22 protein-coding genes and 1 pseudogene are annotated in these 23100 nt (G+C 71.1%); 14 read left to right on the plus strand and 9 right to left on the minus strand.

What is annotated here, in order from left to right:
- Positions 1–128: 128 nt before the first annotated feature.
- Positions 129–542, minus strand: a complete 414-nt coding sequence (locus ACWC09_RS33315; protein WP_450854650.1) for a pyridoxamine 5'-phosphate oxidase family protein — start codon at positions 540–542, stop codon at positions 129–131.
- Between the two features lie 130 nt (positions 543–672).
- Between ACWC09_RS33315 and clpB the strand changes: the two genes are divergently transcribed.
- A complete protein-coding gene (gene clpB, locus ACWC09_RS33320) occupies positions 673–3279 on the plus strand; it encodes an ATP-dependent chaperone ClpB (RefSeq protein WP_450854651.1) in 2607 nt (868 codons plus the stop codon).
- Between the two features lie 36 nt (positions 3280–3315).
- Here clpB and ACWC09_RS33325 read toward each other — a convergent pair whose 3' ends face one another.
- Complete coding sequence (locus ACWC09_RS33325; RefSeq protein ID WP_450854652.1) at positions 3316–3447, minus strand: hypothetical protein; 132 nt, start codon at positions 3445–3447, stop codon at positions 3316–3318.
- 138 nt (positions 3448–3585) lie between these two features.
- Here ACWC09_RS33325 and ACWC09_RS33330 point away from each other — a divergent pair, with 138 nt between their 5' ends.
- Positions 3586–4116, plus strand: a complete 531-nt coding sequence (locus tag ACWC09_RS33330) for a YbjN domain-containing protein (protein WP_450854653.1) — start codon at positions 3586–3588, stop codon at positions 4114–4116.
- Positions 4117–4135: 19 nt separating this feature from the next.
- Here ACWC09_RS33330 and ACWC09_RS33335 read toward each other — a convergent pair whose 3' ends face one another.
- Both ACWC09_RS33335 and ACWC09_RS33340 read right to left on the minus strand, forming a co-directional pair.
- Positions 4136–5332 carry a hypothetical protein gene (locus tag ACWC09_RS33335; protein WP_450854654.1) on the minus strand — a complete coding sequence of 399 codons (1197 nt, stop codon included), beginning with the start codon at positions 5330–5332 and terminating at the stop codon, positions 4136–4138.
- A gap of 94 nt (positions 5333–5426) precedes the next feature.
- Positions 5427–5861 (minus strand): annotated as a pseudogene (locus ACWC09_RS33340) (aminotransferase class I/II-fold pyridoxal phosphate-dependent enzyme); the annotation flags it as partial.
- A 174-nt stretch (positions 5862–6035) separates the two neighbouring features.
- Here ACWC09_RS33340 and ACWC09_RS33345 point away from each other — a divergent pair.
- Positions 6036–6590 (plus strand): Uma2 family endonuclease, encoded by a 555-nt coding sequence (locus ACWC09_RS33345; protein ID WP_128379781.1) that lies wholly within the window; start codon positions 6036–6038, stop codon positions 6588–6590.
- A gap of 170 nt (positions 6591–6760) precedes the next feature.
- On the plus strand, positions 6761–8854 hold the full coding sequence (locus ACWC09_RS33350) for a hypothetical protein (protein ID WP_450854655.1): 2094 nt from the start codon (positions 6761–6763) through the stop codon (positions 8852–8854).
- Positions 8855–9068: 214 nt separating this feature from the next.
- Here ACWC09_RS33350 and ACWC09_RS33355 read toward each other — a convergent pair whose 3' ends face one another.
- From ACWC09_RS33355 to ACWC09_RS33365, 3 genes are all read right to left on the minus strand, one after another.
- The gene (locus ACWC09_RS33355; RefSeq protein WP_450854656.1) at positions 9069–9494 is read right to left on the minus strand and encodes a cytotoxic translational repressor of toxin-antitoxin stability system; all 426 of its coding nucleotides are present in this window, start codon (positions 9492–9494) and stop codon (positions 9069–9071) included.
- Complete coding sequence (locus tag ACWC09_RS33360; RefSeq protein WP_450854657.1) at positions 9491–9907, minus strand: prevent-host-death protein; 417 nt, start codon at positions 9905–9907, stop codon at positions 9491–9493. Before ACWC09_RS33360 ends, ACWC09_RS33355 begins: the two co-directional genes overlap by 4 nt.
- Positions 9908–10179: 272 nt before the next feature.
- Positions 10180–11370 carry a pyridoxal phosphate-dependent aminotransferase gene (locus ACWC09_RS33365; RefSeq protein ID WP_450854658.1) on the minus strand — a complete coding sequence of 397 codons (1191 nt, stop codon included), beginning with the start codon at positions 11368–11370 and terminating at the stop codon, positions 10180–10182.
- Between the two features lie 128 nt (positions 11371–11498).
- On the opposite strand from ACWC09_RS33365, the gene ACWC09_RS33370 reads away from it, so the two are divergent.
- The 3 genes from ACWC09_RS33370 to ACWC09_RS33380 all read left to right on the plus strand — a co-directional run bounded on the left by ACWC09_RS33370 (position 11499) and on the right by ACWC09_RS33380 (position 14332).
- Positions 11499–11777, plus strand: coding sequence for a hypothetical protein (locus ACWC09_RS33370; RefSeq protein ID WP_450854659.1), 279 nt, complete (start codon positions 11499–11501; stop codon positions 11775–11777).
- Between the two features lie 305 nt (positions 11778–12082).
- The gene (locus ACWC09_RS33375; RefSeq protein WP_450854660.1) at positions 12083–12619 is read left to right on the plus strand and encodes a DUF2617 family protein; all 537 of its coding nucleotides are present in this window, start codon (positions 12083–12085) and stop codon (positions 12617–12619) included.
- A 69-nt stretch (positions 12620–12688) separates the two neighbouring features.
- Entirely contained in the window at positions 12689–14332 is a 1644-nt protein-coding gene (locus tag ACWC09_RS33380) for a polyamine aminopropyltransferase (protein WP_450854661.1), read from the plus strand.
- 112 nt (positions 14333–14444) lie between these two features.
- Here the strand turns inward: ACWC09_RS33380 and ACWC09_RS33385 are convergent, their stop codons facing one another.
- Positions 14445–14990 carry a peptidoglycan-binding domain-containing protein gene (locus ACWC09_RS33385; protein WP_450854662.1) on the minus strand — a complete coding sequence of 182 codons (546 nt, stop codon included), beginning with the start codon at positions 14988–14990 and terminating at the stop codon, positions 14445–14447.
- A gap of 212 nt (positions 14991–15202) precedes the next feature.
- On the opposite strand from ACWC09_RS33385, the gene ACWC09_RS33390 reads away from it, so the two are divergent.
- From ACWC09_RS33390 to ACWC09_RS33420, 7 genes are all read left to right on the plus strand, one after another.
- On the plus strand, positions 15203–16366 hold the full coding sequence (locus ACWC09_RS33390; RefSeq protein WP_450854663.1) for a sensor histidine kinase: 1164 nt from the start codon (positions 15203–15205) through the stop codon (positions 16364–16366).
- Positions 16363–17055 carry a response regulator gene (locus tag ACWC09_RS33395; RefSeq protein WP_450854664.1) on the plus strand — a complete coding sequence of 231 codons (693 nt, stop codon included), beginning with the start codon at positions 16363–16365 and terminating at the stop codon, positions 17053–17055. Before ACWC09_RS33390 ends, ACWC09_RS33395 begins: the two co-directional genes overlap by 4 nt.
- 93 nt (positions 17056–17148) lie before the next feature.
- Positions 17149–18078 (plus strand): SRPBCC domain-containing protein, encoded by a 930-nt coding sequence (locus ACWC09_RS33400; protein WP_450854665.1) that lies wholly within the window; start codon positions 17149–17151, stop codon positions 18076–18078.
- Positions 18079–18291: 213 nt separating this feature from the next.
- Positions 18292–19086: an aldose epimerase family protein gene (locus ACWC09_RS33405; protein WP_450854666.1), complete on the plus strand. Its 795-nt coding sequence runs from the start codon at positions 18292–18294 to the stop codon at positions 19084–19086.
- 10 nt (positions 19087–19096) lie between these two features.
- The gene (gene pyrE, locus ACWC09_RS33410; protein ID WP_450854667.1) at positions 19097–19648 is read left to right on the plus strand and encodes an orotate phosphoribosyltransferase; all 552 of its coding nucleotides are present in this window, start codon (positions 19097–19099) and stop codon (positions 19646–19648) included.
- Between the two features lie 182 nt (positions 19649–19830).
- The gene (gene fbaA, locus ACWC09_RS33415; protein ID WP_450854668.1) at positions 19831–20853 is read left to right on the plus strand and encodes a class II fructose-bisphosphate aldolase; all 1023 of its coding nucleotides are present in this window, start codon (positions 19831–19833) and stop codon (positions 20851–20853) included.
- A 69-nt stretch (positions 20854–20922) separates the two neighbouring features.
- Entirely contained in the window at positions 20923–22389 is a 1467-nt protein-coding gene (locus ACWC09_RS33420) for an MFS transporter (protein WP_450854669.1), read from the plus strand.
- Between the two features lie 89 nt (positions 22390–22478).
- Here ACWC09_RS33420 and ACWC09_RS33425 read toward each other — a convergent pair whose 3' ends face one another.
- Positions 22479–23084 (minus strand): FG-GAP repeat domain-containing protein, encoded by a 606-nt coding sequence (locus tag ACWC09_RS33425; RefSeq protein ID WP_450854670.1) that lies wholly within the window; start codon positions 23082–23084, stop codon positions 22479–22481.
- Between the last annotated feature and the right edge of the window lie 16 nt (positions 23085–23100).

A 23100-nucleotide genomic window follows, 5' to 3' on the forward strand; every position in this document is an offset into this window, starting at 1 on the left:
GTTCGCTCAGGTGCTTCCCCCCGCAGCGGCGTCACCGTGACCTGAACACGGTGACGCCGCTGCAGTTTTCGGCGGACATTTCCTGGTATCGGCCTGATCGTCCGGCGTGCCTCAGTGGCTGAAAGCCGTCAGCCCTGGCCCATGGCCCGCGTGAGCTCGATCTCGATGACCACGCGTGCCGGATTCGGCGCCGGCATCCGCTCGTAGCGCTCCGCGTAGCGCCGTACGGCCTCGGCCACCCGCTCCGGATCGGTCCGTACGAAGGCCCGTCCCTCCAGCGTGGCCCACCGCCGCCCGTCGACCTGGCACACCGCGACCCGCGCCCCCTCGGCCCCGGCCGCCCGCACGTGCGCCACCTTCGAGCTGGACTTGTTCGTGATCACCCGAGCGAGGCGCGCCTGCGGGTCGTATGTGACTCCGACGGGCACCACGTGCGGGCTGCCGTCCGGGCGCGGGGTGGTCAGCGTGCACAGGTGCCGTTCCCGCCAGAAGGTGAGATACGAGGGGTCGGGGGCACCGGGGTCCTGTGTGTAGGTCGCCATGGGTCCGGAACCTAGTCCCCGAACGCCTCCCCGCCGCACCTTGAGTGGAATAGACTCAACTTTGTGTACGCTGACTGAGTCAGTACTGGGAGACGGAGCCGACGGCTGACCGCAGGAGGAGAGAAGGAACGTGGACGCCGAGCTGACCAACCGGAGCCGGGACGCCATCAACGCGGCGAGCAACCGGGCCGTGACCGAGGGGCACCCCGACCTCACCCCCGCCCACCTGCTGCTGGCCCTGCTCCAGGGGCGAGGCCATCAAGAAAACGAGAACATCACCGACCTGCTGGCCGCCGTCGACGCCGACCAGGCAGCCGTGCGGGCGGGCGCGGAGAAGGTGCTCGCCTCGCTGCCCAGCGTCACCGGTTCGACCGTGGCGCCCCCGCAGCCCAACCGCGAGCTGCTGGCCGTGATCGCGGACGCGACCGAGCGGGCCCGGGACCTCGGCGACGACTACCTCTCCACCGAGCATCTGCTGATCGGCATCGCCGCGAAGGGCGGCGCGGCCGGTGACGTACTGTCCGGGCAGGGGGCCGACGCCAGGAAGTTGCAGGAGGCCTTCCAGAAGGCGAGGGGAGGACGCCGGGTGACCACAGCGGACCCGGAGGGCCAGTACAAGGCGCTGGAGAAGTTCGGCACGGACTTCACGGCCGCGGCGCGGGACGGGAAGCTCGATCCCGTCATCGGCCGGGACCAGGAGATCCGCCGTGTCGTCCAGGTGCTGTCCCGCCGTACGAAGAACAACCCGGTCCTCATCGGCGAGCCCGGCGTCGGCAAGACCGCCGTCGTCGAGGGGCTCGCGCAGCGGATCGTGAAGGGGGACGTTCCCGAGTCCCTCAAGGACAAGCGGCTCGTCGCGCTCGACCTCGGGGCCATGGTCGCCGGGGCCAAGTACCGCGGTGAGTTCGAGGAGCGCCTGAAGACCGTCCTCGCGGAGATCAAGGACTCCGACGGCCAGATCATCACCTTCATCGACGAGCTGCACACGGTCGTCGGCGCGGGCGCCGGCGGCGACTCCGCGATGGACGCCGGCAACATGCTGAAGCCGATGCTGGCGCGCGGCGAGCTGCGCATGGTCGGCGCGACGACCCTCGACGAGTACCGCGAGCGCATCGAGAAGGACCCGGCCCTGGAGCGCCGCTTCCAGCAGGTGCTGGTCGCCGAGCCGACGGTCGAGGACACCATCGCCATCCTGCGCGGGCTCAAGGGCCGCTACGAGGCCCATCACAAGGTCCAGATCGCCGACAGCGCACTCGTCGCGGCCGCGACCCTCTCCGACCGCTACATCACCTCCCGCTTCCTGCCCGACAAGGCCATCGACCTCGTCGACGAGGCGGCCTCCCGCCTCCGGATGGAGATCGACTCCTCGCCCGTCGAGATCGACGAACTCCAGCGCGCCGTCGACCGGTTGAAGATGGAGGAGCTGGCGCTGGAGAAGGAGACCGACCCGGCCTCCCGCGAGCGCCTGGAGAAGCTGCGCCGCGACCTCGCCGACAAGGAGGAGGAGCTGCGGGGCCTGACCGCCCGCTGGGAGAAGGAGAAGCAGTCCCTCAACCGCGTCGGCGAACTCAAGGAAAAACTCGACGAGTTGCGCGGCACCGCCGAACGCGCCCAGCGCGACGGCGACTTCGACACCGCCTCCAAGCTGCTCTACGGCGAGATCCCCACCCTGGAAAGGGACTTGGAGGCCGCTTCCGAAGCCGAGGAAGAGGCGTCCAAGGACACCATGGTCAAGGACGAGGTCGGCTCCGACGACATCGCGGACGTCGTCGCCGCCTGGACCGGCATCCCCGCCGGCCGCCTCCTGGAGGGCGAGACGCAGAAGCTGCTGCGCATGGAGGACGAGCTGGGCAAGCGCCTGATCGGCCAGAAAGAGGCTGTCCAGGCGGTGTCCGACGCGGTACGGCGCACCCGCGCCGGCATCGCCGACCCGGACCGCCCCACCGGCTCCTTCCTCTTCCTCGGCCCCACCGGTGTCGGCAAGACCGAACTCGCCAAGGCCCTCGCCGACTTCCTCTTCGACGACGAGCGGGCCATGGTCCGCATCGACATGTCCGAGTACGGCGAGAAGCACAGCGTCGCCCGCCTCGTCGGCGCGCCTCCCGGCTACGTCGGTTACGAGGAGGGCGGCCAGCTCACGGAGGCCGTGCGCAGGCGCCCGTACAGCGTCGTCCTGCTCGACGAGGTCGAGAAGGCGCACCCCGAGGTCTTCGACGTCCTCCTGCAGGTGCTGGACGACGGGCGTCTCACCGACGGCCAGGGCCGCACGGTCGACTTCCGCAACGCGATCCTGGTGCTGACCTCGAACCTGGGCAGCCAGTTCCTGGTCGACCCGCTGACCGGCGAGGAGGAGAAGAAGGAGCAGGTTCTGGAGGTCGTCCGGACGTCCTTCAAGCCGGAGTTCCTCAACCGCCTCGACGACCTGGTGGTCTTCTCGGCCCTGAGCAAGGAGGAGCTGGGCCGTATCGCCCGCCTCCAGATCGACCGGCTCGCGAAGCGCCTCGCGGAACGCCGCCTCACCCTGGAGATCACCGACGAGGCCCTGGCCTGGCTCGCCGACGAGGGCATGGACCCGGCCTACGGCGCCCGCCCGCTGCGCCGCCTCGTCCAGACCGCCATCGGCGACCGCCTGGCCAAGGAGATCCTGGCCGGCGAGGTCAAGGACGGCGACACGGTCCGGGTGGACGCCTTCGGCGACGGCCTGATCGTGGGCCCGGCCACGGGCAAGACCCTCTGAGCGGGGCCCGGGGAGCCACCGAAGGGGCTCCCCGGGTCAGCCGGCCAGCACCCAGATCGTGATCAGTGCCAGGAAACCGGCCACGAGCAGCGCGGGCAGCGCCAGAATGGCGGCCACCACCCCCCATCTGGTCCGACCCGCCGCCTCGCCGCCGTGTGTCAGTGCCATGGTCCCCACCCCTTCGCACACCGGCCGTCGGTCATCGGCCGGATCCTGTCAGCTGAGGGCTGACAGTACCGGTCGGGCTTGCCACCCCCCTCCCCGGATGAGGGAGGATGACTGAATCCGTACGAAGGGAAAATCACGGTGAGCATCGACCCGTCCTCGATTCCGAACTTCGGGGGCCAGCCCGAGCCGCAGCCCGGCGGACCGGCGGGCCCCGTCGTCCCGGATCAGGACCTCGTGAAGCAGCTCCTCGACCAGATGGAGCTCAAGTACGTCGTCGACGACGAGGGTGACCTCGCGGCGCCGTGGGAGCAGTTCCGTACGTACTTCATGTTCCGTGGTGAGGGTGACCAGCAGGTCTTCTCGGTACGGACGTTCTACGACCGGCCCCACCAGATCGACGAGAAGCCGCAGCTGCTCGAGTCGATCGACGACTGGAACCGCCGCACCCTGTGGCCCAAGGTCTACAGTCACACCCACGACGACGGCACCGTCCGCCTGATCGGCGAGGCGCAGATGCTGATCGGCACCGGCGTCAGCCTGGAGCACTTCGTCTCCTCCACGGTCAGCTGGGTGCGCGCCGCCATCGAGTTCGACAAGTGGCTCGTCGAGCAGCTCGGCCTGGAGCAGGAGATCGACGAGGCGGAGAAGCCCGGGGACGACGAGGAGTAGACCACCCCGGCACATCTTCCTAGAGGGGCTTGCCCGCGATCACGACCAGGTAGGCCCCGTAGACGAACGAGAGCCCGGCCAGGGCACCGACCACCACGGTCGCGTGCCGGGGCCGGGCTCTCGCCGTACGGACCAGGGCCCGGGCGAGCGGGATCAGGAGGGGGAAGGCGGGCAGCAGGAAACGGGGCTTGGACTCGAAGAACCCGGACCCGCCGACGGCGATCAGCAGGAGTACGCCGGCGTGGACGACCAGCGGCAGCGGGGCGCGGTCGGCGAGCAGCAGGGCGAAGAGCAGCACACCGACAGCGACGATCACCAACGCCATGGGGAACACGAACCGGTCCCCGTGCAGCAGCATCCGCTTCACGAACTGCAGCGATCCTCGCCCGAAGTCGAACCGCGACCCCCACAGCCGCTGCACCTCGAAGTACCCGCCGAGCAGATCGCCCCCGCGCCGGCCGACCCACAGGACGTACGCGGCCCAGCCGAGCGGCGCGAGCACCGCGCCCGTCCACAGCCTGTGGGTAACTTTTCCGCGCCGCCGCCAGATCTCGTACGCCGCCGCGGCGAGCACCGCCGCGGCGACCGCGAACCCGTTCGGCCGGGCCAGCCCCGCGAGCGCGGCCAGCGAGCCCGCCCACACCCACCGCCCGGTCAGCACCGCGTACAACGACCACGCGGCGAACGCGGTCAGCACGGGTTCGGTGTACGCCATGGACAGCACCACCGAGTGCGGCAGCAGCCCCCAGAGCAGCACCAGCGCGGTGCCGACGGCCCGCCCGTGCAGCCGCGCCCCGACGGCGTAGATCCCGCAGGCGGCCACGGCGGCCGCCGTCCAGGACACCAGCAGCCCCGCCGCGCCCCCGCTGAGCGGCGTCACGGCCAGCACCGCGCGCACGAGTCTCGGATACAGCGGGAAGAACGCCAGGTCGCTGTAGACGACGCCGGGCCGCATGGACAGATTGCGCCCGTACCCGTGCGTGGCGATCCCCAGATACCAGAGCGAGTCCCAGGACCGCCCGAGCAGCGCGAGCGGATTGCGCCCCGCTCTCCAGGCGACCAGGGCGAGGGCGGCGACACCGAGCAGCCGGGCGGCGAGGAACACACCGAGGGCGGTGCCCATCGCGACGGCCGGATGCGTCTGCGCGCGGGTCTTCGTGCCGGGGCGCCCCGGCTCGGTGACGGAAGGGCGTGGAAGGGTACTGACGTGGGTCACAACGGCACATTGCACGGCAAAAGGAACATATGCGAGCAATGAGCATCCGGGCGGGTGTGAATTCACCCCGCCCGGCGTGTCGGTGTGAGGCCGCTCAGGCGAGCGTCTTGAGGCGTTTCACCGCCTCCTGCAGCACCCCCACCTGCTTGCAGAACGCGAACCGCACGAAGGGTGCCCCCGCCTCCCGGTGGTCGTAGAAGACCGCGTTCGGGATGGCGACGACGCCGGCGCGCTCGGGGAGGGCCCGGCAGAAGGCGAAGCCGTCACTCTCGCCCAGGGGGCGGATGTCGGTGGTGATGAAGTACGTGCCTGCCGTGCGGAACACCTCGAAGCCCGCGTCCGTCAGGCCCGCCGCCAGGAGGTCCCGCTTGGCCTGCATGTCCTCGCGGAAGGCGGTGAAGTAGCCGTCGGGGAGGGCCAGGGCCTCGGCGACCGCGTACGGGAAGGGGCCCGCGCTGACGTACGTCAGGAACTGCTTCGCCGAGCGGACGGCGGCGGTCAGGGCCGGGGCCGCCGTCACCCAGGTGACTCCTCGTTGGCCTACCTATTCCTGTGTGGTGCGACCAGGCCCCGCTGCGGACCTCCGGCACCGGCGGTGAGCGGGCGGCACAACCTGTCCGGACCGGTCTCCGGGCCCTACCGCAGGGCTCGGAGACGCGGCACTGTCCGTCGTATCCTGACCACACACGGGAAGGAGCCGTCCATGAGCGTCGACGCGATCGTGCACACCGAGTTCCCCAAGGGATACACGGTCCTGTTCGGAGCTGACGGAAAGGTGATCATGACTCCGCAGAGCTTCGAGCACTCCAGCACGATCAAGTCGATGCAGTACGACACGATCGTGTCCCTCGGACGCCATGCGAAGACCGCCTCCGACGTCTACATCGACTTCCCCGCCGACGAGAACTCCGCCCCGGATCTCGTGATCCTTCGCGAGGACGCCCGCCGGGAAGGCAAGCGCTACGGCTTCGAGGACGTCCTGCTGATCTCCGAGGTCGTCTCGACCTCCTCCGCGCGCAAGGATTACGACGACTGCACGGCCAAGTACGGTCGCTACGGCATCCCGATCTACCTGGTCGTCGACCCGTACGCCCAGGAAGTCGTCCTCCACACCCAGCCGACCGCCACCGGTTACATCGCGGCACACACCCACAAGTACGGGACGGGCAAACTCCCCATCCCCCTGGCCGACGGCCGCACCTTCACCCTCGACCTCGACGAGCTCCCGCGCCCGGAGCCCGAGGCAGACGCCCGCTGACGAAGCTCCCGGCGTGGCCAGTCCCCTGCCGTGAGGCCGTACGACGAAGTCCGGTTCCTCGCAAGGAGGTTCGAAGCCGCGGTGGCTGTGGGTGACAACCACCATGTCCGGCCCCTGAGGCCGATAGCGTGGAGCGGCAAGGACTGCTGCTGACAGGGTGGACGAATTTCATGCGGATGCGGTTCGAACCCGAGGCCGAGGAAGAGTTCGAGGCGGCGTGCGGGCTGCTGGTGGACCGCCTCGTCCGGTGGGCCGGGGAGCAGGGGCTGCCGGTGGACGGGTTCACGGCTGAGACGGCACTGGACTACCGGCACCGGGCGACTGCCGACGGCCGACTGGGGTTGTGGGAGTCGCGCCATGTGGAGGAGCTCCTCCTCTCCTGGCTTCCCCAGCAGGTCACCGAGCTTCCCGGGGAGGAACGCGCCGACGCCCCGGGCACATTGGGCACGCTGCTGCGCTTTCTGCACGCCGCGCAGTTGGCGGACCCGCGCGGCCCCTCGCTCCAGGATTCCCTTGCCGCGGTCGACAGGGTCGCGGAACAGCATCTGGCGGCGATGACGGACCGCACTCGCTGGGGATTGGCGAAGTTCTGGGCGATGACGGCCGCGGAGCAGGGCGTGGACGTCCAGGACGGGGCGGCGTTTCAGCGCTTCGCAGAGCAGGCGCAGCGTGGGGAGGTCGCCTACGATCAGCAGGCTCTCGCCGCGATCATGGAACGGCGGCTGACCGGCCGCGCGCTGTCCGGCGTGGCCCGGGCCGAGCCGCAACTGCCCGTGATGCTTCCCCCGGACGACGAACTGCGCCGACGGGCCGAGGCGTCGACGACCGTGGCGCAGTTGCGCGGACTCGCCGAATGGGCGGGGCAGGGCGGCCGCCCGGTGACGGCGACGGGACGGCTGCGGATGGCGGAGGCCCGCGAGCTGGTGGACGCACTCGGCACCGGCGACAAGATCGACGGCGTGCGATCTTCGGCCGACCTGCCGCGGCTGGGACTGCTGGTGGAGTGGGCGAAGAAGGCGCGCCTGGTGCGGGTGGTCAAGGGGCGGTTGTACGCGGTGGCCAAGGCCCGGCCGGTGCTGGCCGACCCGCTCCAGCTGTGGCTGCGCGCCTTCGACGCGTGCTTCGAACTGCGGCAGGCCCTGATCGGGGCGCGCAGCGGCTGGCACGTCGAGTCGATGCTCTTCGACGTCTACGAGGACGTCCTGGACGACGTGCTGAACACGCTCTACAGCCTGCCGTACCCGATGCCCTGGCCGCGGCTGCGCGACACGGTACACCTGGCTTATCGGACCTCCTTCCAGCTCGACGCCGGGTTGGACCTTCAGCACCAGATGTGGTTCGAGCACGCCGACCGGGACCTGCGCGCGGTGCTCGACCTGCTGGACGACCTGGGCGCGATCGAGCGTGACCGTGGGATGGCCGATCCGGTGTTCCTCGACATCGACCTCTCCGATGCCGGTCCCGAGCTGCTCGCGGACATGCCGCCGGAGCTCGCGGAGCTGCTGGGCGTCGCGGGGGCGGCGACGGACCCGGCGGCGCGGGAGCGTGCCGATGCCAGGCGAGAGGAGCTGACCGCCGGGCCGGTCGAGCTCATCCGTCTCACCGAGCTCGGGACCCGGGCCGTACGACAGCGGTTGCTGGCGGCCGGCAGGGACGCACCGTTGGTCGGTGAACTGGCCCAGGCGTCGGCGGCGGGCCTGCTGGGGGTGCTGGCCGAGGACTACGACCCGGACGCCGCCCGCACGGAGCTGGCCGACTGGATCACGGCCCGCGGCGAGCGGGAAGGTGCCCTGCGGCAACTGACCGACGCCGTAAGGACCATGACCTTCCGTACACCTGCGCAGGCGATGCTCGACGTGCTGTCGGCGGCGTTGCCGGACGGTGAGGGCGAGGGGCTGCTGCGCACGCTGCGGCGAGACACACAGCTGGCGCCGCTGGCGCTGAACGCGCTGGCGCACCGTGAGTTGCTGTCCCCAGAGGACATGACCGATGCAGAGTCTCTGCTGGTACTCGCCGAGAGCCTGCTGCAGCTCGTGGAGTTGGCGGGCGGCGGGGACGGCGCCGAGGAGACGCTGCGCGCCCAGGGCTCCCAGGCCAGGGACGCGGTTGCCGCCGCGTTGGACTCCGCGCACCCGGACCGGGCCGGACTCGACGAGCTCAGGCAGCTGGCGGCCCGGGCACTGGGTGCCCACGGCGCCCGCGTCGGCCGCGCCCAGAAGGCTCGGCGCTCCTCGGGCAAGAGCGGCCGCAAGCGGCGCCGCTGACCGGGCAACACCGCCTGCTCCCCCAGGCGCCGGGTGCGCCGGCGCTGGCATGGTAGTCGGGCGGAGGGAAACCGATGGGTCCCGGTGCCGTACGTCCTCGGTGGCGCGTTACCGTCGTGATCCGGGGCCGACGTAGTCGTGGGCCGCCCCAGGGAACCCGCCCTTCCCTGTGCGTCCCAGGTGTTGGTGCCCGCCCTTCGCGTCGGGGTGGGGCTCAGCTCCCGTCCGTCCAGTACTTCTGGAGTCTCGCGACCGCCTCGTCCTTGGTCATCCCCGCCACGGTGTCCTCGCCGACTCCCACACGGTGGATGAGCAGGTGCACCAGGTCAGCGGGAAGGGCCTCTGTCGGTGTCTCGGGGGCACCTCGGTCAGGCAGCTCGCCCTGCTGCGCGCAGGCCCAGAACTCGTCCTCGCTGACGTCCAGTTGGTCCCGCAGGATGTGTCGCCACATCGCGGCGCCGTACGTGGTGCGGTCCACCGGGTGCGAGATTCTGGTGCGCAGGATCCGGCCGTCGTGCAGAGTGAGTTCGTAGGTCACGTGATGGGTACCGGTGCGCCCGCGTGCGTCCCGGACGCGTTCCCACTTCTCGGCACGGCAGAAACGGTCATGGTTCTCACGGTCGGGCTGGGGCCACGTCACCGTGGAGCACCCACCAGCCAGTCGCGCAGCTGTCCGTCGTCGCTGAGCGCGATCAGCTGCACCAGGCCCCAGTTGTCCGCGTGGTTGGGTGCGGTCCGCAGCCTGTCCTGCCAGTCCTCGGCATACTCGCGAAGGACCTGGACCATCTCCCCTATGGCTTCGTCGAAGGTAGCCCCGTCGGCGGCCAGCGGCAGGCCTGACAGAAAGACGGACCAGCCGCCCGCCTCGGCGACCACCTCCGCCTTCGAGGGGCACACCAGCGACAGATACCGGCGCAGCCGCTCCACGTCCACGACTGCCGAGCGCCCGGAGTCACGGCGTACGGTCGCCACCCGTCCCTCGTCGGCCGCGTCGAGGAGGTCCTTCAGGTGTGCGCGCGCCTGGGTGTAGCTCTCGTAGTGGACCGCGGCCATGACCTGCCTCCTTGTTCGTCCCGACCCCTCCAGGTTCGTCCCGACCCCTCCAGCGTGCACTCGTCAGCCAAGTACGTCAAGTACTTCACGTACCTCGTGGGAGGTGCGGTCGCTGGAGGCGGGGTCTCCAGAGTCTCCGGTCGTCCGCCTCGTCCCGGCGCAGCGTCCAGCTGACCTCGGACGGCCTCGCGGCGGTGAGATCCACGCGAGACACCGCCCAAGCCCAACCGCACATGGCAATACCGACAGGTAGGTGGCCGGCCCGACCTCGTTCAGGACGCGAGGCGCTGCAGGCGGCTGGTGGCCTCGGCGAGAACGTCGTCCCTCTTGCAGAAGGTGAAGCGCACCTGGCTGCGGCCGGCGTCGGGGTCGTCGTAGAAGACGGAGTTGGGGATGGCGACGACGCCGCAGCGTTCCGGCAGGGCGCGGCAGAAGGCGTAGGCGTCCTTCTCGCCGAAGGAGGTGATGTCGGTGGTGATGAAGTACGTGCCCTGGGGTTGGTAGACCTGGAACCCGGCCGCGCGCAGGCCGTCGCCGAGCAGGTCGCGCTTGCGCTGGAGGTCGGTGCGGAAGCTGTCGAAGTACGCGTCCGGCAGGCGGAGAGCTTCGGCGATCGCGTACTGGAAGGGGCCCGCGCTGACGTACGTCAGGTACTGCTTTGCCGTTCGGACGGCGGCGACGAGCGGGCCGTTCGCCGTCACCCAGCCCACCTTCCAGCCGGTGAAGGAGAAGGTCTTGCCGGCCGAGCCGATGGTGACCGTGCGCTCCCGCATACCCGGGAAGGTGGCGAGGGGGAGGTGCTCGGCGTCGTCGAAGACCAGGTGCTCGTAGACCTCGTCGGTGACGACGAGCAGATCGCGCTCCACCGCCAGCTCGGCGATCGCGGTGAGCTCCTCGCGGGTGAGGACCGTGCCGGTGGGGTTGTGCGGGGTGTTGACGAGCAGGAGGCGGGTGCGGTCGGTGACGGCGGCGCGGAGCTCGTCGAGGTCCAGGCGGAACGAGCCGCCGTCCGGCCGCAGGGTGACCGGCACGCGCGTGCCGCCCGCCATGGCGATGCAGGCCGCGTAGGAGTCGTAGTACGGCTCCAGGGCGACCACCTCGTCGCCGGGCTCCAGCAGGCCGAGCAGGGCCGCGGCGATGGCCTCCGTGGCGCCGGCGGTGACCAGCACCTCGGTGTCCGGATCGAACGACAGCCCGTACCGCCGCTCCTGGTGCGCGGCGATCGCGGTGCGCAGCTCGGGGATGCCGGGACCCGGCGGGTACTGGTTGCCGCGCCCGTCGCGCAGCGCCCGTACCGCCGCCTCCCGGACCTCCTCGGGGCCGTCCGTGTCGGGAAAGCCCTGGCCGAGGTTGATCGAGCCCGTCTGCAAGGCCAGCGCCGACATCTCGGCGAAGATCGTCGTCCCGAACTCGGCGAGCCGGCGGTTGAGGAGCGGGCGGGTGCTGGAGGTCATGCCGGCCATCCTGCGCCGAAGCTCTGGAGTTCCTCAACTCCGCTTTGGCCGGTGAGACGGCGGGGCATTCCCCGTTCACGCACAGCACGAGGCGCCCACGGGGGACGCTTCGGGGGACTCGAAAGGACGGTGGCGCCATGTTCACCGGCTTCATCGTGGCGGCGATCGCACTCGCCTGCATCGGGATCGTCGCGTCGGCGGCGCGCAAGGGCAGGACCGGCAGCGGACACGGCAAGCGGTCCCGCGGCAGCGGCAGCAGCAGTGCCAGCTGGTGGGCCGGGGACGGCGGGGGCTCGTCCGGCGGGCACCACCACTCCGGCCACTCCTGCGGTGGCGGTCACTCCTGCGGAGGCCACTCGTCGTGCGGCGGCGGGTCGTCGTGCGGGGGCGGGGGCGGCTGCGGAGGAGGCAGCTGACGCGCGGTGGGTATCCGCGCAACTACGGCGGCCGTGGCGTGCGCCACGGCCGCCGTGGCGTACGCCGTAGTTGAACAGTTGAGCTGAGGGGCCCACGGAGGGATGGAAACCCCACGAACTTGGGTAAAAACGCTGTGGTGGCGCCACCGTTCATGATTCCCTCTAAATCACCTGACGCAGCCCTCGGACGTCCTGGGCAAGGCCGATCCGACGCCACGACTGGGCTGACCGGGCGGATCTCCCGGTGCCGACCGGGGTGCGCCGGACCACACCTCCCTTTCTTTGCGTGCTAGCGGAGCCGATCCATGCTCACGACCCTGAACACCTCGTACACCGACACGTGCGCGGCCGACCTCGCCTGGGCCCTGGGGCGGGAGCCGCTTCCCGCACTGGCCACGCTCGACCTCGAACTGGCCGGGGCGAAGCTTCAGTTGAGACTCCTCGGCGCCTCTCACCAGGTGCTCCTGGAGGAGGAGCGGAGCAGCTGTTCGGAGACGGTGGCGTGCATCCCGGGCAGTAGCACGCCGCTGCCGCTGGGCGTCGCCAAGCGGGTCGGGGACTGGGAGTACGAGTTCGCGGCGAGAGTCGAAGTCCTCTCGCCGGGGTCCTTCGCGGGTCGCGCCCAGGAGCTGCTGGCCCTGGTCTCCGACCATCCGAACGGCCTGGCGGGCGTCTTCCCCGGCAGTCCGCACGCCTTCACGGCGATGCTGGCCCAGCGGCACGAGGGGCAGGTGCTGTGGCGGACGTGGCACGCGTACCCGCAGGACGGCCAGTTGGTGGCCACGCGGACGCGGGTCGGCGCTCGGGTGACCGTGGGAGATCTCCGCCCGTCCGGCGTGTGAAGGGTCCAAACACAGTTCCACACGTGTGGGTGACAAAGTGTGATGCTGCAGTGACGTAACGTCGCTGTTGTGATCGAACCGCACGTACCGGCGCCGCCAGGCCCCCCACCCACCTGGGCGGCCCCCGCGCGGCTGCCCGTGCGGCCGGCCACCGGGCGGTTCCTCGTCCTCGGGTGCGTGTTCGTCTGCGCGGCCTGCGGACTGGTGTACGAGCTCGAACTCGTCGCCCTGGCCTCGTACTTGATCGGCGACTCGGTCACCCAGGCCTCGGTCGTGCTGTCCGTCATGGTGTTCGCGATGGGCATCGGCTCGCTCGCGGCGAAGCGGCTGCGCTGGCGTGCCGCGGCCGGCTTCGGCGCGATCGAGGCGACCCTCGCCCTGGTCGGCGGCTGCAGCGCCATGGCGTTGTACGCGGTCTTCGCGTGGACCGGCGACTGGGGTGGCCTGTGGGCGAGCGGCCCGCGCTGGCTGCTGGTCGCCTTCTCGCTGACGATAGGCCTGCTGATCGGCGCCGAGGTCCCGCTCCTCATGGAGCTGATCCAGCGCATCCGCCGCCAGGACACGGGCGGCGCCGTGGCCGACCTGTTCGCCGCGGACTACGTCGGCGCACTCGTCGGCGGCCTCGCCTTCCCGTTCCTCCTCCTGCCCCTGCTGGGCCAGTTGACCGGCGCCCTGATCACCGGCACCGTCAACGCGATCGCGGGCGGCACCCTCGTCCTCGGCCTGTTCCGCCGCGACCTCAGCCGCCGCGCCCGCTGGATGCTGCTGATCGCCAACCTCACCGTCCTCGGGCTCCTCGCCTCCGCCGCCGCCCTGGTCGACGACTTCGAGCGGGCCGCACGGCACGCGGTCTACGGACAGGACGTCCGCGTGGCACTGCAGACCGGCGTCCAGGAGGTCGTCCTCACCGGCGGCACCCATGGCCGCCCCCTCGACCTCTTCCTCGACGGCCGCCTCCGCGTCAGCGGCCGCGACGAACACCGCTACCACGAGGCGTTGGTCCACCCCGCGATGAACGGCCCGCACGCGCGCGTGCTCATCCTCGGCGGCGGCGACGGCCTGGCCGCCCGCGAGGTGCTGCGCCATCCGGGCGTGCGGCAGGTGAAGGTCGTCGAACTCGACGCGGGAGTCGTGAGGCTGGCCCGCCGGGACCCGGCCCTGTCGCGCCTCAACCACCACGCCTACGACGACCCACGCGTGCGCGTGACGACCGCCGACGCCTTCCGCTGGCTGCGTACGGCGCCGAGCGGGGCGTACGACGTCGTCATCTCGGACCTGCCCGACCCCGGCATCACCGCGAGCACCAAGCTCTACTCCGAGGAGTTCTACGGCCTCGCCCGCCGCGTGCTCGCGCCCGGCGGCCGCCTGGTGGTGCACGCCGGGTCGCTCTCCACCCGGCCGCGCGTGTTCTGGACGGTCGTCGCCACCCTGCGCGCCGTGGGCCTGCATCCCGTTCCGTACGGCGTGGGCGGCCGTGACGCCGGCTTCGCCGCGGGACCCGACCGCACCGTGGGCGCCCACCGCGCCCCCCGCGACTGGGGCTTCGTCCTGGCCGCGGCCGGCACGACGCCGCCTCTCGGCCTCGACCCGAGGGCCCCGCACCCGGCCACCCTCACCCCGACGTCCCTCAAGACGGACGCCCGGACAGCGGCCCGCACCCGGCTGCCGGGGCTGCCCCCGTCGACGCTGGTGCATCCGCGGTACACCAACTGACCGCGCTGCCCAGTCCCCTACGCGCGCGTGGACGGCGGCCCGCCCCCCTTCCCCCGCTCGGGACGGACCGCCGCACTCCCCCCGCTTCCCCCGTTCTCCCCCGCGCCCCGGCTCAGACCACGTTCAGCGTGTTGTACGAGGCGAGCTTCCAGCCCTTGGTGCTGTTGACCTTGACGTAGTACTTGCCGCCGGTCCGCTTGAAGGTCACGTCGTGCTTGTAACCGAGGTACGTGACCGTGCCGTTGCCGTTGTCGACGAGGAACCAGTCCGCGACACCGAGGGTCTTGGGGCCCGCCTTGCCGTCGACGACCAGCGGGTTACTGAGGTGGTAGCTGTTGTAGTGCTTCTGCAACTGCTTCACGGCGTACGTGGTGTTGGGTCCGTACTTGCCGTCCACGTCGGACCAGTCGAAGCTCGTCCCGTTGCTCTCCTTCACGCCCTCGGCCCACAGGATCTCCTGCACCAGCGCGGTCGCGTTGCTGTGGGCGTGGCTGGAGGAGGAGAGGGTGCCCTCGTCGGTCCAGTCGTTGTCCACGGCCCCCGTCCCGGAGACGAACCCCTGCGAAATGCTCGCCGACGCCGGCGTCGCACCGAGCGCGATTCCGCCCGCGACGGCGGCGACGACGGTGAGCGCGAGCGCCCTGGTACGAAGTGACATGTGCTGTTCCCTCCCGAGAACGAGCCGTGGTTCCCCCGTTGGTCCCCCGTTTCGGCCCGCACCATGAAGCTACGGCCGCCCCACCCCTCCCCGAATCCCGCGACGGTTGGATCCGCGCCCCAACCCGCGCGGTAAGCGGGTGGTTCCTACAACTTCCGCGGTACCGCCGAAGGTTGACGCCCCCGCCCGCGCACCGGGGTTACGCTGCGGCGATGCGGATCCACCCACTCGTCGTCGACGGCCTGATCACCGCGGCGCAGACGACCGTGGCCGTCCTGCTCGGCAGGGAGGCCGTCCGCCAGGGCTGGCCCGCACTCGACACCCTCGACTGGACCCTGGTCGCCCTCGCCAACCTGCCGACGTTCCTGCGCAACCGGGCCCCCGTGACCGTCTACACGTTCCTCCTCGCGGTCTGCGTCGTGTACGTCGGCCGGGGCGGCTGGCCGGTGGTCAACTCCCTCGGCCTCATGCTGGCGTTCTACACCGTGGCGTCCCTGCGCCCGGCCCGCACCACGGCGGTCTGCGCGGCCCTGATGGCCGCGGTTTGGGTCTACGCCGGTCTGATCACGGACGGCAGCGCGATGGCGTCGGTGGCCGCCCAGTCCGTCGCCTACCCCCTGGTCCTGTGGTGGTTCGGCCACACCGCCCGCCGAACGGTCGACCTGACCCGGCAGTTGAAGGCAGAGCAGGCGGAACGGGCGCGTCGGGAGGTCGCCGAGGAGCGGGTCCGTATCGCCCGCGAACTGCACGACGTGGTGGCCCACCACATGGCGGTCATCAACGTCCAGGCGGGCCTGGCCCGTTTCGTCTTCACCTCCGACGCCCCCACCGCGCGCGGCGCGCTCGACACCATCGAGGGCGCCAGCGGCGAGGCCCTCGCCGAACTCCGGCGCATGCTCGGCCTGTTGCGTGCGGACGGCGTCCAGGGCGCGGCCGACGGCGCCCCGGCTCCCGGCCTCGACCAACTCGCCGAGATGGTGGACCGGGTACGCACGGGCGGCGTCCCCGTGGACCTGCGAGTGACGGGCGAGCCACGCCCTCTTCCCCCCGGCGTCCAGCTCTGCCTCTACCGGGTCGTCCAGGAGGCCCTCACGAACGTCCTCAAGCACGCCCCCGGGTCCCGTGCCACCGTCGAACTCGCCTATCGGGCGGGCGAGATGACGGCGTCGGTCACCGACGACGGAACCGGAGAGGGGGTGATTCCGGCCAGAAAGCAGCAGCGCGGCGGACATGGCTTGATCGGCATGCGGGAGAGGGCCAAGCTCTACGGCGGGACGATCGTCGTCGGCCCGCGCAGCGAGGGGGGTTTCGGCGTGCATCTGACCCTGCCGACGTCCGCACGGACCGCACGCCGGGGAGACACCGTCGCGGAATGAGCGAGACCGGCAAGGACGAACGGGCGATCAGGGTCCTGGTCGTCGACGACCAGTTCCTGGTCCGCGGCGGGCTGGTGGCGCTGCTGCGCGCGGCCCCCGGCATGGAGGTCGTCGGCGAGGCGGCGGACGGCGCGGAAGCGATCACCCTCGCCGCGAAGACCCACCCGGACGTCATCCTCATGGACATCCGCATGCCCGGCACGACGGGCATCGAGGCGACGGAGCGCATCCTCGCCGCCGCCTCCGACCCGCCCCCGCGCATCCTCGTCCTCACCACCTTCGACCTCGACGAGTACGTCTACGGCGCCCTGCGCGCGGGAGCCTCCGGGTTTCTGCTCAAGGACGCCGGCCCCGAACGCCTCCTCGCCGCGGTGACGGCCGTCCACGGCGGCGACGCCCTGTTCGCGCCGGTGGTCACCCGCCGCCTGGTGGAGGCGTTCACCCGAACGGCACAGACCCCCGAACCCCCGGCGGGCCTGGACGCCCTGACCACGCGTGAGGTCGAGGTCCTCAAGCTGGTGGCCCGAGGCCTGACCAACGCGGAGGCGGCGGATCGCCTGTTCATCAGCGAGGCCACGGTCAAGACCCACCTCAACCGCACGATGACCAAGCTGGGCCTGGCGAGCCGGGCGCAGGTGGTGGTGGTCGCCTATGAGACGGGGCTGGTCACGCCGGGGAGCGCTCCCTAGCCCGAGTGCTTCCCAGCACCGTCGACCACGACGCGCGGTCACTTTCGACCAACGGGGGTGCAGGCACCGGCGTCCTGGGTAGGCTCGGCCGACATGGAGCATGAGGTGTTCGTTCCGGTTCCGGCCCAGCGGCTGAGGGAGGCTCTGGCCGACCCCGCGAGGGTCGCCCGGGCGGTCCCCGGGCTCCAGCAGGACGCCGGCGCCGAACCCGTCTCCGGGCGGCTGAAAGTGCGCGTCGGCAGCCACTCCGTCACCTATCGCGGCACCGTACGGATCACTCCGCAGGAGGACGGTTCCTACGCCGCCGAGGGCGACGCCGCCGAGACCCGCGGCACCGGCTCGGTCAAGCTCGCGCTTTCGCTGCGCGTGGCGGAGACGGACGGCGGCTCCACGCTGACCTTCGAGGGGACGGCCTCCGCGGACGGCCGTCTCACGGAACTCTCCGCCGACGCGGTCGCCTCCGCCGTAACCCGCCTGCTGAACCGTTTCGGGGAGAACCTGGCCGGGGTGGCGGGGGAGGAGGCGGGGGCGCCGGAGACGCCGGAGACATCTGAGACGCCGGAGTCCTCTGAGGAACCCGAGCCCCTGGTCACCCAGGAGTTCGAGCCCAAGGTGACCAGCGACTTCGAGACGACGCCGGATGCGGATGACGCGGCGGCTCCCGGGGCGACGGGGCATGGGTCCGTTTTCGACGCCGAGGTGCCTGCGCCGTCGCTCGATCCGTTGGCCGAGGAGGACGAGGGCGAGGCGGAGGCCGGGGAACCCGAAGAGGCGAGTGCGGGTGCCTCCGACGACTTCACCCGCCCCTCCGAACCTCCCGCCGAAGCCGCCCACGCCCGGCGGACGATGATCGGCCGCAGTGCGGAGGAGGTCGACCATGCGCCGCCTCGTGGGCGGTACGCCCCCGTCCCCGCGCCACAGACGGTCGCCCCGGGTTCGCCGCTCCGCTGGGCCGCGCCCGCCGCGGCGGTTGTGCTGGCGTCGGCGATCGTGGTCAGTCGGGTGCTGCGTCGTCGCCGCTGACGTTTCTCGCCGCCGCCGCCCCTACCCGTCCCATCTCCAGGGGCCGGCGCCCCTTCGACCCCCGCCCTGGGGGCTCCGCCCCCAGACCCCCGATCGGCCCTGCGGGCCTCGTCCTCAAACGCCGGACGGGCTGAATGGAGCTGACCGGCGTCTTGAGGAACCCTCGGACGGGCTGGAGCACAACCCCCTTGATCACCCCAGTAGGGTCGTCCCGTGAGTAACGAAGACATCACGCTGACCGCGGGCGACGCGGAGGCGACCGTGCTGCCGGGGAACGGCGGGCGGGTCGGAGGGTTGCGTGTCGGGGGGATCGAGCTGCTGCGGCAGGGGGAGCGGTTCGGGTGTTTTCCGATGGTTCCCTGGTGCGGGCGGATCAGGGACGGGCGGTTCCGGGACGGGGCCACGGTCCAGCAGATGCCGCTCAACTCCCCGCCGCACGCCATCCACGGCACCGCCCGCGACGGCGCCTGGCGCACCGCACGCGTGCGGGCCGACGAAGCCGTCATCACGTACGACCTGGTCGACCCCTGGCCCTACCCCGGCCGTGTCACCCAGCAGTGCGCCCTCACCGAGGACAGCCTGACACTGACCATGTCCGTGGAGACGTACGACTCCTCCTTCCCCGCCCAGATCGGCTGGCACCCCTGGTTCAACCGGAATCTGGGAGGAGAGGGACAGGACGTGCGGGTCGACTTCAGCCCCGCGTGGCAGGAGGAGCGTGGTGAGGATCATCTTCCGACCGGCAACCGGGTGGAGCCGAAGCCCGGTCCCTGGGACGACTGCTTCGGTATGCCCGGCGGTGTCGAGGTGACCCTGACCTGGCCCGGGCAGCTGGAGCTGAAGGTCGCCAGCCGGGAGGAGTGGGTCGTCGTCTACGACGAGCAGGAGGCCGCCGTATGCGTGGAGCCGCAGACCGGGCCGCCCAATGGTCTGAACACCCTTCCCCGGCTGGTCACGCCCCTGGAGCCCCTGGAGGCCACGACCACCTGGACCTGGCGCCGCCTCTAAGCTGGCTGCCATGACGACGGACGTACGCGGCGAGCTGCTGCAGCAGATCAAGGACAAGGCCGTGGTGCACGGCAAGGTGACCCTGTCTTCGGGGCTGGAAGCGGACTACTACGTCGACCTGCGCCGGATCACCCTCGACGGGGAGGCCGCTCCGCTGGTCGGGCAGGTGCTCCTCGACCTGACCGCCGACCTGGAGTTCGACGCGGTCGGCGGGCTCACCATGGGCGCCGACCCGGTCGCGGGTGCCATCCTGCACGCGGCCGCCGCGCGCGGGAAGCGCGTCGACGCCTTCGTCGTACGGAAGGCGGCCAAGGCGCACGGGCTGCAGCGGCGGGTGGAGGGTCCGGACATCGCCGGCCGCCGGGTGCTGGTCGTCGAGGACACCTCCACCACCGGCGGTTCTCCGCTGACCGCCGTCGAGGCGGTGCGGGAGGCCGGTGCGGAGGTCGTCGCCGTGGCCACCATCGTGGATCGCGCGACCGGGGCCGCGGAGAAGATCCAGGAGGGTGCCGGGGTGCCGTACCTCTTCGCCTACTCCAAGGACGAGTTGGGCCTCGACTGACTCGGCCGACCCGGCCGAGTTGTCCACAGCGTGTTGACCCCGTTGTCCACAAGCCGGACAGTGCGGGCAAAGCATCCGGCCACGTCTGGAAAGATGGGGCCGACGACGACGTCAGCCCCCAAGGTCTAGGTCAGGGCCGTAGTACGCAGCCAGCCAACCCGCACATACCAAGGAGCGGACAGATGCCCATCGCAACTCCCGAGGTCTACAACGAGATGCTGGACCGGGCGAAGGCAGGCAAGTTCGCCTACCCGGCCATCAACGTGACCTCGACCCAGACCCTGCACGCGGCCCTGCGCGGTTTCGCGGAGGCGGAGAGCGACGGCATCGTCCAGATCTCGACCGGCGGTGCCGAGTTCCTGGGCGGTCAGTACAGCAAGGAGATGGTGACCGGCTCGGTCGCCCTCGCCGAGTTCGCGCACATCGTCGCCGAGAAGTACCCGGTCAACGTCGCGCTGCACACGGACCACTGCCCGAAGGACAAGCTCGACGGGTACGTACGTCCGCTGCTGGCGATCTCCGAGGAGCGCGTGAAGGCCGGCGGCAACCCGCTCTTCCAGTCGCACATGTGGGACGGCTCGGCCGAGACCCTCGCCGACAACCTGGCCATCGCCCAGGAGCTGCTGGAGCAGGCCCGTCGCGCCAACATCATCCTCGAGGTGGAGATCACCCCGACCGGTGGCGAGGAGGACGGCGTCTCGCACGAGATCAACGACTCCCTCTACACGACGGTCGAGGACGCGATTCGGACCGCCGAGGCGCTGGGCCTCGGTGAGAAGGGGCGCTACTTGCTCGCCGCCTCCTTCGGCAACGTGCACGGTGTGTACAAGCCGGGCAACGTCGTGCTCCGCCCCGAGCTGCTGAAGGAGCTGAACGAGGGCGTCGCCGCCAAGTACGGCAAGCAGTCCCCGTTCGACTTCGTCTTCCACGGCGGCTCCGGCTCCACCGCCGAGGAGATCGCCACCGCGCTGGACAACGGCGTCGTGAAGATGAACCTCGACACCGACACCCAGTACGCCTTCACCCGCCCGGTCGCGGACCACATGTTCCGCAACTACGACGGCGTCCTGAAGGTCGACGGCGAGGTCGGCTCCAAGAAGACCTACGACCCGCGCACCTGGGGCAAGCTGGCCGAGGCGGGCATGGCCGCGCGCGTCGTCGAGGCCACGCAGAACCTCCGCTCGGCGGGCAACAAGATCAAGTAACCCGCTCCGCCTCCCTTCGGTGAGCCCGGCGTCTGTCTACGGCGCCGGGCTCGCTGTATACCTGGGGACATGCCCGACGTCCGGCTGGCCTCTCCCCAGGGCAAATGGATTCTGCTCACCACCATCCTCGGCTCCAGCATGGCCATGCTGGACTCGACCGTCGTCAACGTCGCGCTCCCGCGCATCGGCCGCGACCTCGGCGCCGACCTGGCCGCCCTCCAGTGGACGGTCAACGCGTACATGCTGACGCTGGCCGGCCTGATCCTGCTCGGCGGCTCCCTGGGCGACCGCTACGGCCGCCGCAGGATCTTCGTCGTGGGCGTCGTCTGGTTCGCGGCCGCGTCCCTCCTCTGCGGTTTCGCCCCGAACATCGGCGTCCTCATCGCGGCCCGCGCCCTGCAGGGCGTCGGCGGCGCACTCCTCACCCCCGGCTCCCTGGCCCTGATCCAGGCGTCCTTCCACCCCGACGACCGCGGGCGGGCGGTCGGCCTCTGGTCCGGCTTCGGCGGGATCGGCGCGGCGGTCGGCCCGTTCCTGGGCGGCTGGCTGGTGGACGGCCCCGGCTGGCGCTGGGTGTTCCTGCTGAACGTCCCGCTGGCCCTGCTCTGCGCCCCCATCGCCGTACGGCACGTCCCCGAGTCGAAGGACAGCCGCAGCCATGGCCGGTTCGACGTTCTCGGTGCGGTCCTGGCCGCCCTGTCCCTCGCCCTCGTCACGTACGCGCTGATCGAGGCCCGCCAGGGCTCTCTCGCCGTCGTCCTCACGGCGGTCGCGGGCGTCGGCGCCGGTGTGGCCTTCGTCTACGTCGAGAAGCGCCGCCCGGATCCGATGATGCCACTGGACATCTTCGCGTCCCGCCAGTTCACAGCCGTCAACCTGGTCACTCTCTGCGTCTACGCGGCCTTCGGAGGCTTCTTCTTCCTGGCCGCGCTCCAGCTCCAGGTCGCCGTCGGCTGGTCCCCGCTGGCCGCGGGCACGGCGCTGCTCCCCACGACGGCCATGATGCTGCTCTTCTCGGCCCGCTCGGGCGCCCTGGCCGACCGCATCGGCCCCCGCATCCCGCTCACGGTCGGACCGCTCCTGTGCGCGGCGGGCATGCTGCTGATGCTGAGAGTGGGCCCCGGCGCCTCGTACGTCACCGACCTCCTGCCCGCCCTCCTGGTCCTCGGCACGGGCATGGTCACCCTGGTCGCCCCGCTGACCTCGACCGTCCTGGGCTCCGTGGACACGGCGCGGGCGGGCCTGGCGAGCGGCATCAACAACGCGGCGGCCCGCGTGGCCGGCCTGATCGCGGTCGCCGCCCTTCCCCTGCTCGCCGGCATGGGCCCGGAGGCGTATCGCTCACCGAGCGCCTTCGACGACGCCTTCCACCGGGCGATGCTGCTGTGCGCCGGAGTGCTGGTGGTGGGGGCGGCCGTGGCCTTCGCGACGGTACGCCCGCTGCCGCCGGGGTGCCGCCGCCCGGAGTGCCGTACCCATGGGGCGGTCATGGCGCCGCCGCTGGAGGGGGAGCGGGCGCGGGGGCGGATCGCGTGAGGTGAACGCTGTGGTGCGCCGTCACTGATCTCCGCCAGTGACAGCGCACCCGAGACGCGATCTGCAGGACGCCGGCTCAACAGGCCGGATCAGCCGAGGGCTTGTTTGTACGTCCAGTTGCCGGAGCCGATGACGGTGGTGGGCGTGCCGACCGCGCTGCGGCCGCCGGGGTAGAAGCGGACGGAGCCGTCGGCCATGAGTGCCCAGATGTCCGGGATCTTGTCCCCGTTGACGTCCGGAGTGCCGCGGATGAGGCGTACGTCGGAGCGATACCAGCCGGAGGCCGCGTACTCGCTGTCCGCACCCCCCGCCGAGGCCGCTGCGGAAGCGAGCGAGTTCAGGTCCACGCCTCCGCCGCTCGAAGCCGCTTTGCCGGTACGCAGCAGGAGGCGGCCGCTGGCGTTGGTGCGGTAGAGCAGGTCGGCGATGTTGTCGCCGGTGATGTCCTGGACGCTTACAAGGTCACGGTCGGACCATGCCGAGGAGGCGAGCTTGGTGGCGGTCTTGTAGGAACCGCCCTCGTAGCCGGAGAACACCCAGAGCTGGCCGTCGGTGGTGATGGCGAACAGGTCGGGGTTGCCGTCGGCGGTGATGTCGCCGGCGGAGAGTATCTGGCTGTAGGTGGCCGGGTCGGGAGCGCTCGACGGGAGGTAGATCTCCTGGCGCCGGTCGACGTTGACCGCGTCGGCCTCCACGACCGTGGCACCTGCG

Source organism: Streptomyces sp. NPDC001617, from assembly GCF_053596855.1.

Excerpts from the sequence above, each read along its gene's own strand:
- ACWC09_RS33315 (WP_450854650.1), bottom strand. The coding sequence starts at position 542 with ATGGCGACCTACACACAGGACCCCGGTGCCCCCGACCCCTCGTATCTC.
- ACWC09_RS33325 (WP_450854652.1), bottom strand. The coding sequence starts at position 3,447 with ATGGCACTGACACACGGCGGCGAGGCGGCGGGTCGGACCAGATGGGGG.
- ACWC09_RS33345 (WP_128379781.1), top strand. The coding sequence starts at position 6,036 with ATGAGCGTCGACGCGATCGTGCACACCGAGTTCCCCAAGGGATACACG.
- ACWC09_RS33350 (WP_450854655.1), top strand. The coding sequence starts at position 6,761 with ATGCGGATGCGGTTCGAACCCGAGGCCGAGGAAGAGTTCGAGGCGGCG.
- ACWC09_RS33360 (WP_450854657.1), bottom strand. The coding sequence starts at position 9,907 with ATGGCCGCGGTCCACTACGAGAGCTACACCCAGGCGCGCGCACACCTG.
- ACWC09_RS33365 (WP_450854658.1), bottom strand. The coding sequence starts at position 11,370 with ATGGCCGGCATGACCTCCAGCACCCGCCCGCTCCTCAACCGCCGGCTC.
- ACWC09_RS33370 (WP_450854659.1), top strand. The coding sequence starts at position 11,499 with ATGTTCACCGGCTTCATCGTGGCGGCGATCGCACTCGCCTGCATCGGG.
- ACWC09_RS33375 (WP_450854660.1), top strand. The coding sequence starts at position 12,083 with ATGCTCACGACCCTGAACACCTCGTACACCGACACGTGCGCGGCCGAC.
- ACWC09_RS33385 (WP_450854662.1), bottom strand. The coding sequence starts at position 14,990 with ATGTCACTTCGTACCAGGGCGCTCGCGCTCACCGTCGTCGCCGCCGTC.
- ACWC09_RS33390 (WP_450854663.1), top strand. The coding sequence starts at position 15,203 with ATGCGGATCCACCCACTCGTCGTCGACGGCCTGATCACCGCGGCGCAG.
- ACWC09_RS33395 (WP_450854664.1), top strand. The coding sequence starts at position 16,363 with ATGAGCGAGACCGGCAAGGACGAACGGGCGATCAGGGTCCTGGTCGTC.
- ACWC09_RS33400 (WP_450854665.1), top strand. The coding sequence starts at position 17,149 with ATGGAGCATGAGGTGTTCGTTCCGGTTCCGGCCCAGCGGCTGAGGGAG.
- pyrE (WP_450854667.1), top strand. The coding sequence starts at position 19,097 with ATGACGACGGACGTACGCGGCGAGCTGCTGCAGCAGATCAAGGACAAG.
- fbaA (WP_450854668.1), top strand. The coding sequence starts at position 19,831 with ATGCCCATCGCAACTCCCGAGGTCTACAACGAGATGCTGGACCGGGCG.
- ACWC09_RS33420 (WP_450854669.1), top strand. The coding sequence starts at position 20,923 with ATGCCCGACGTCCGGCTGGCCTCTCCCCAGGGCAAATGGATTCTGCTC.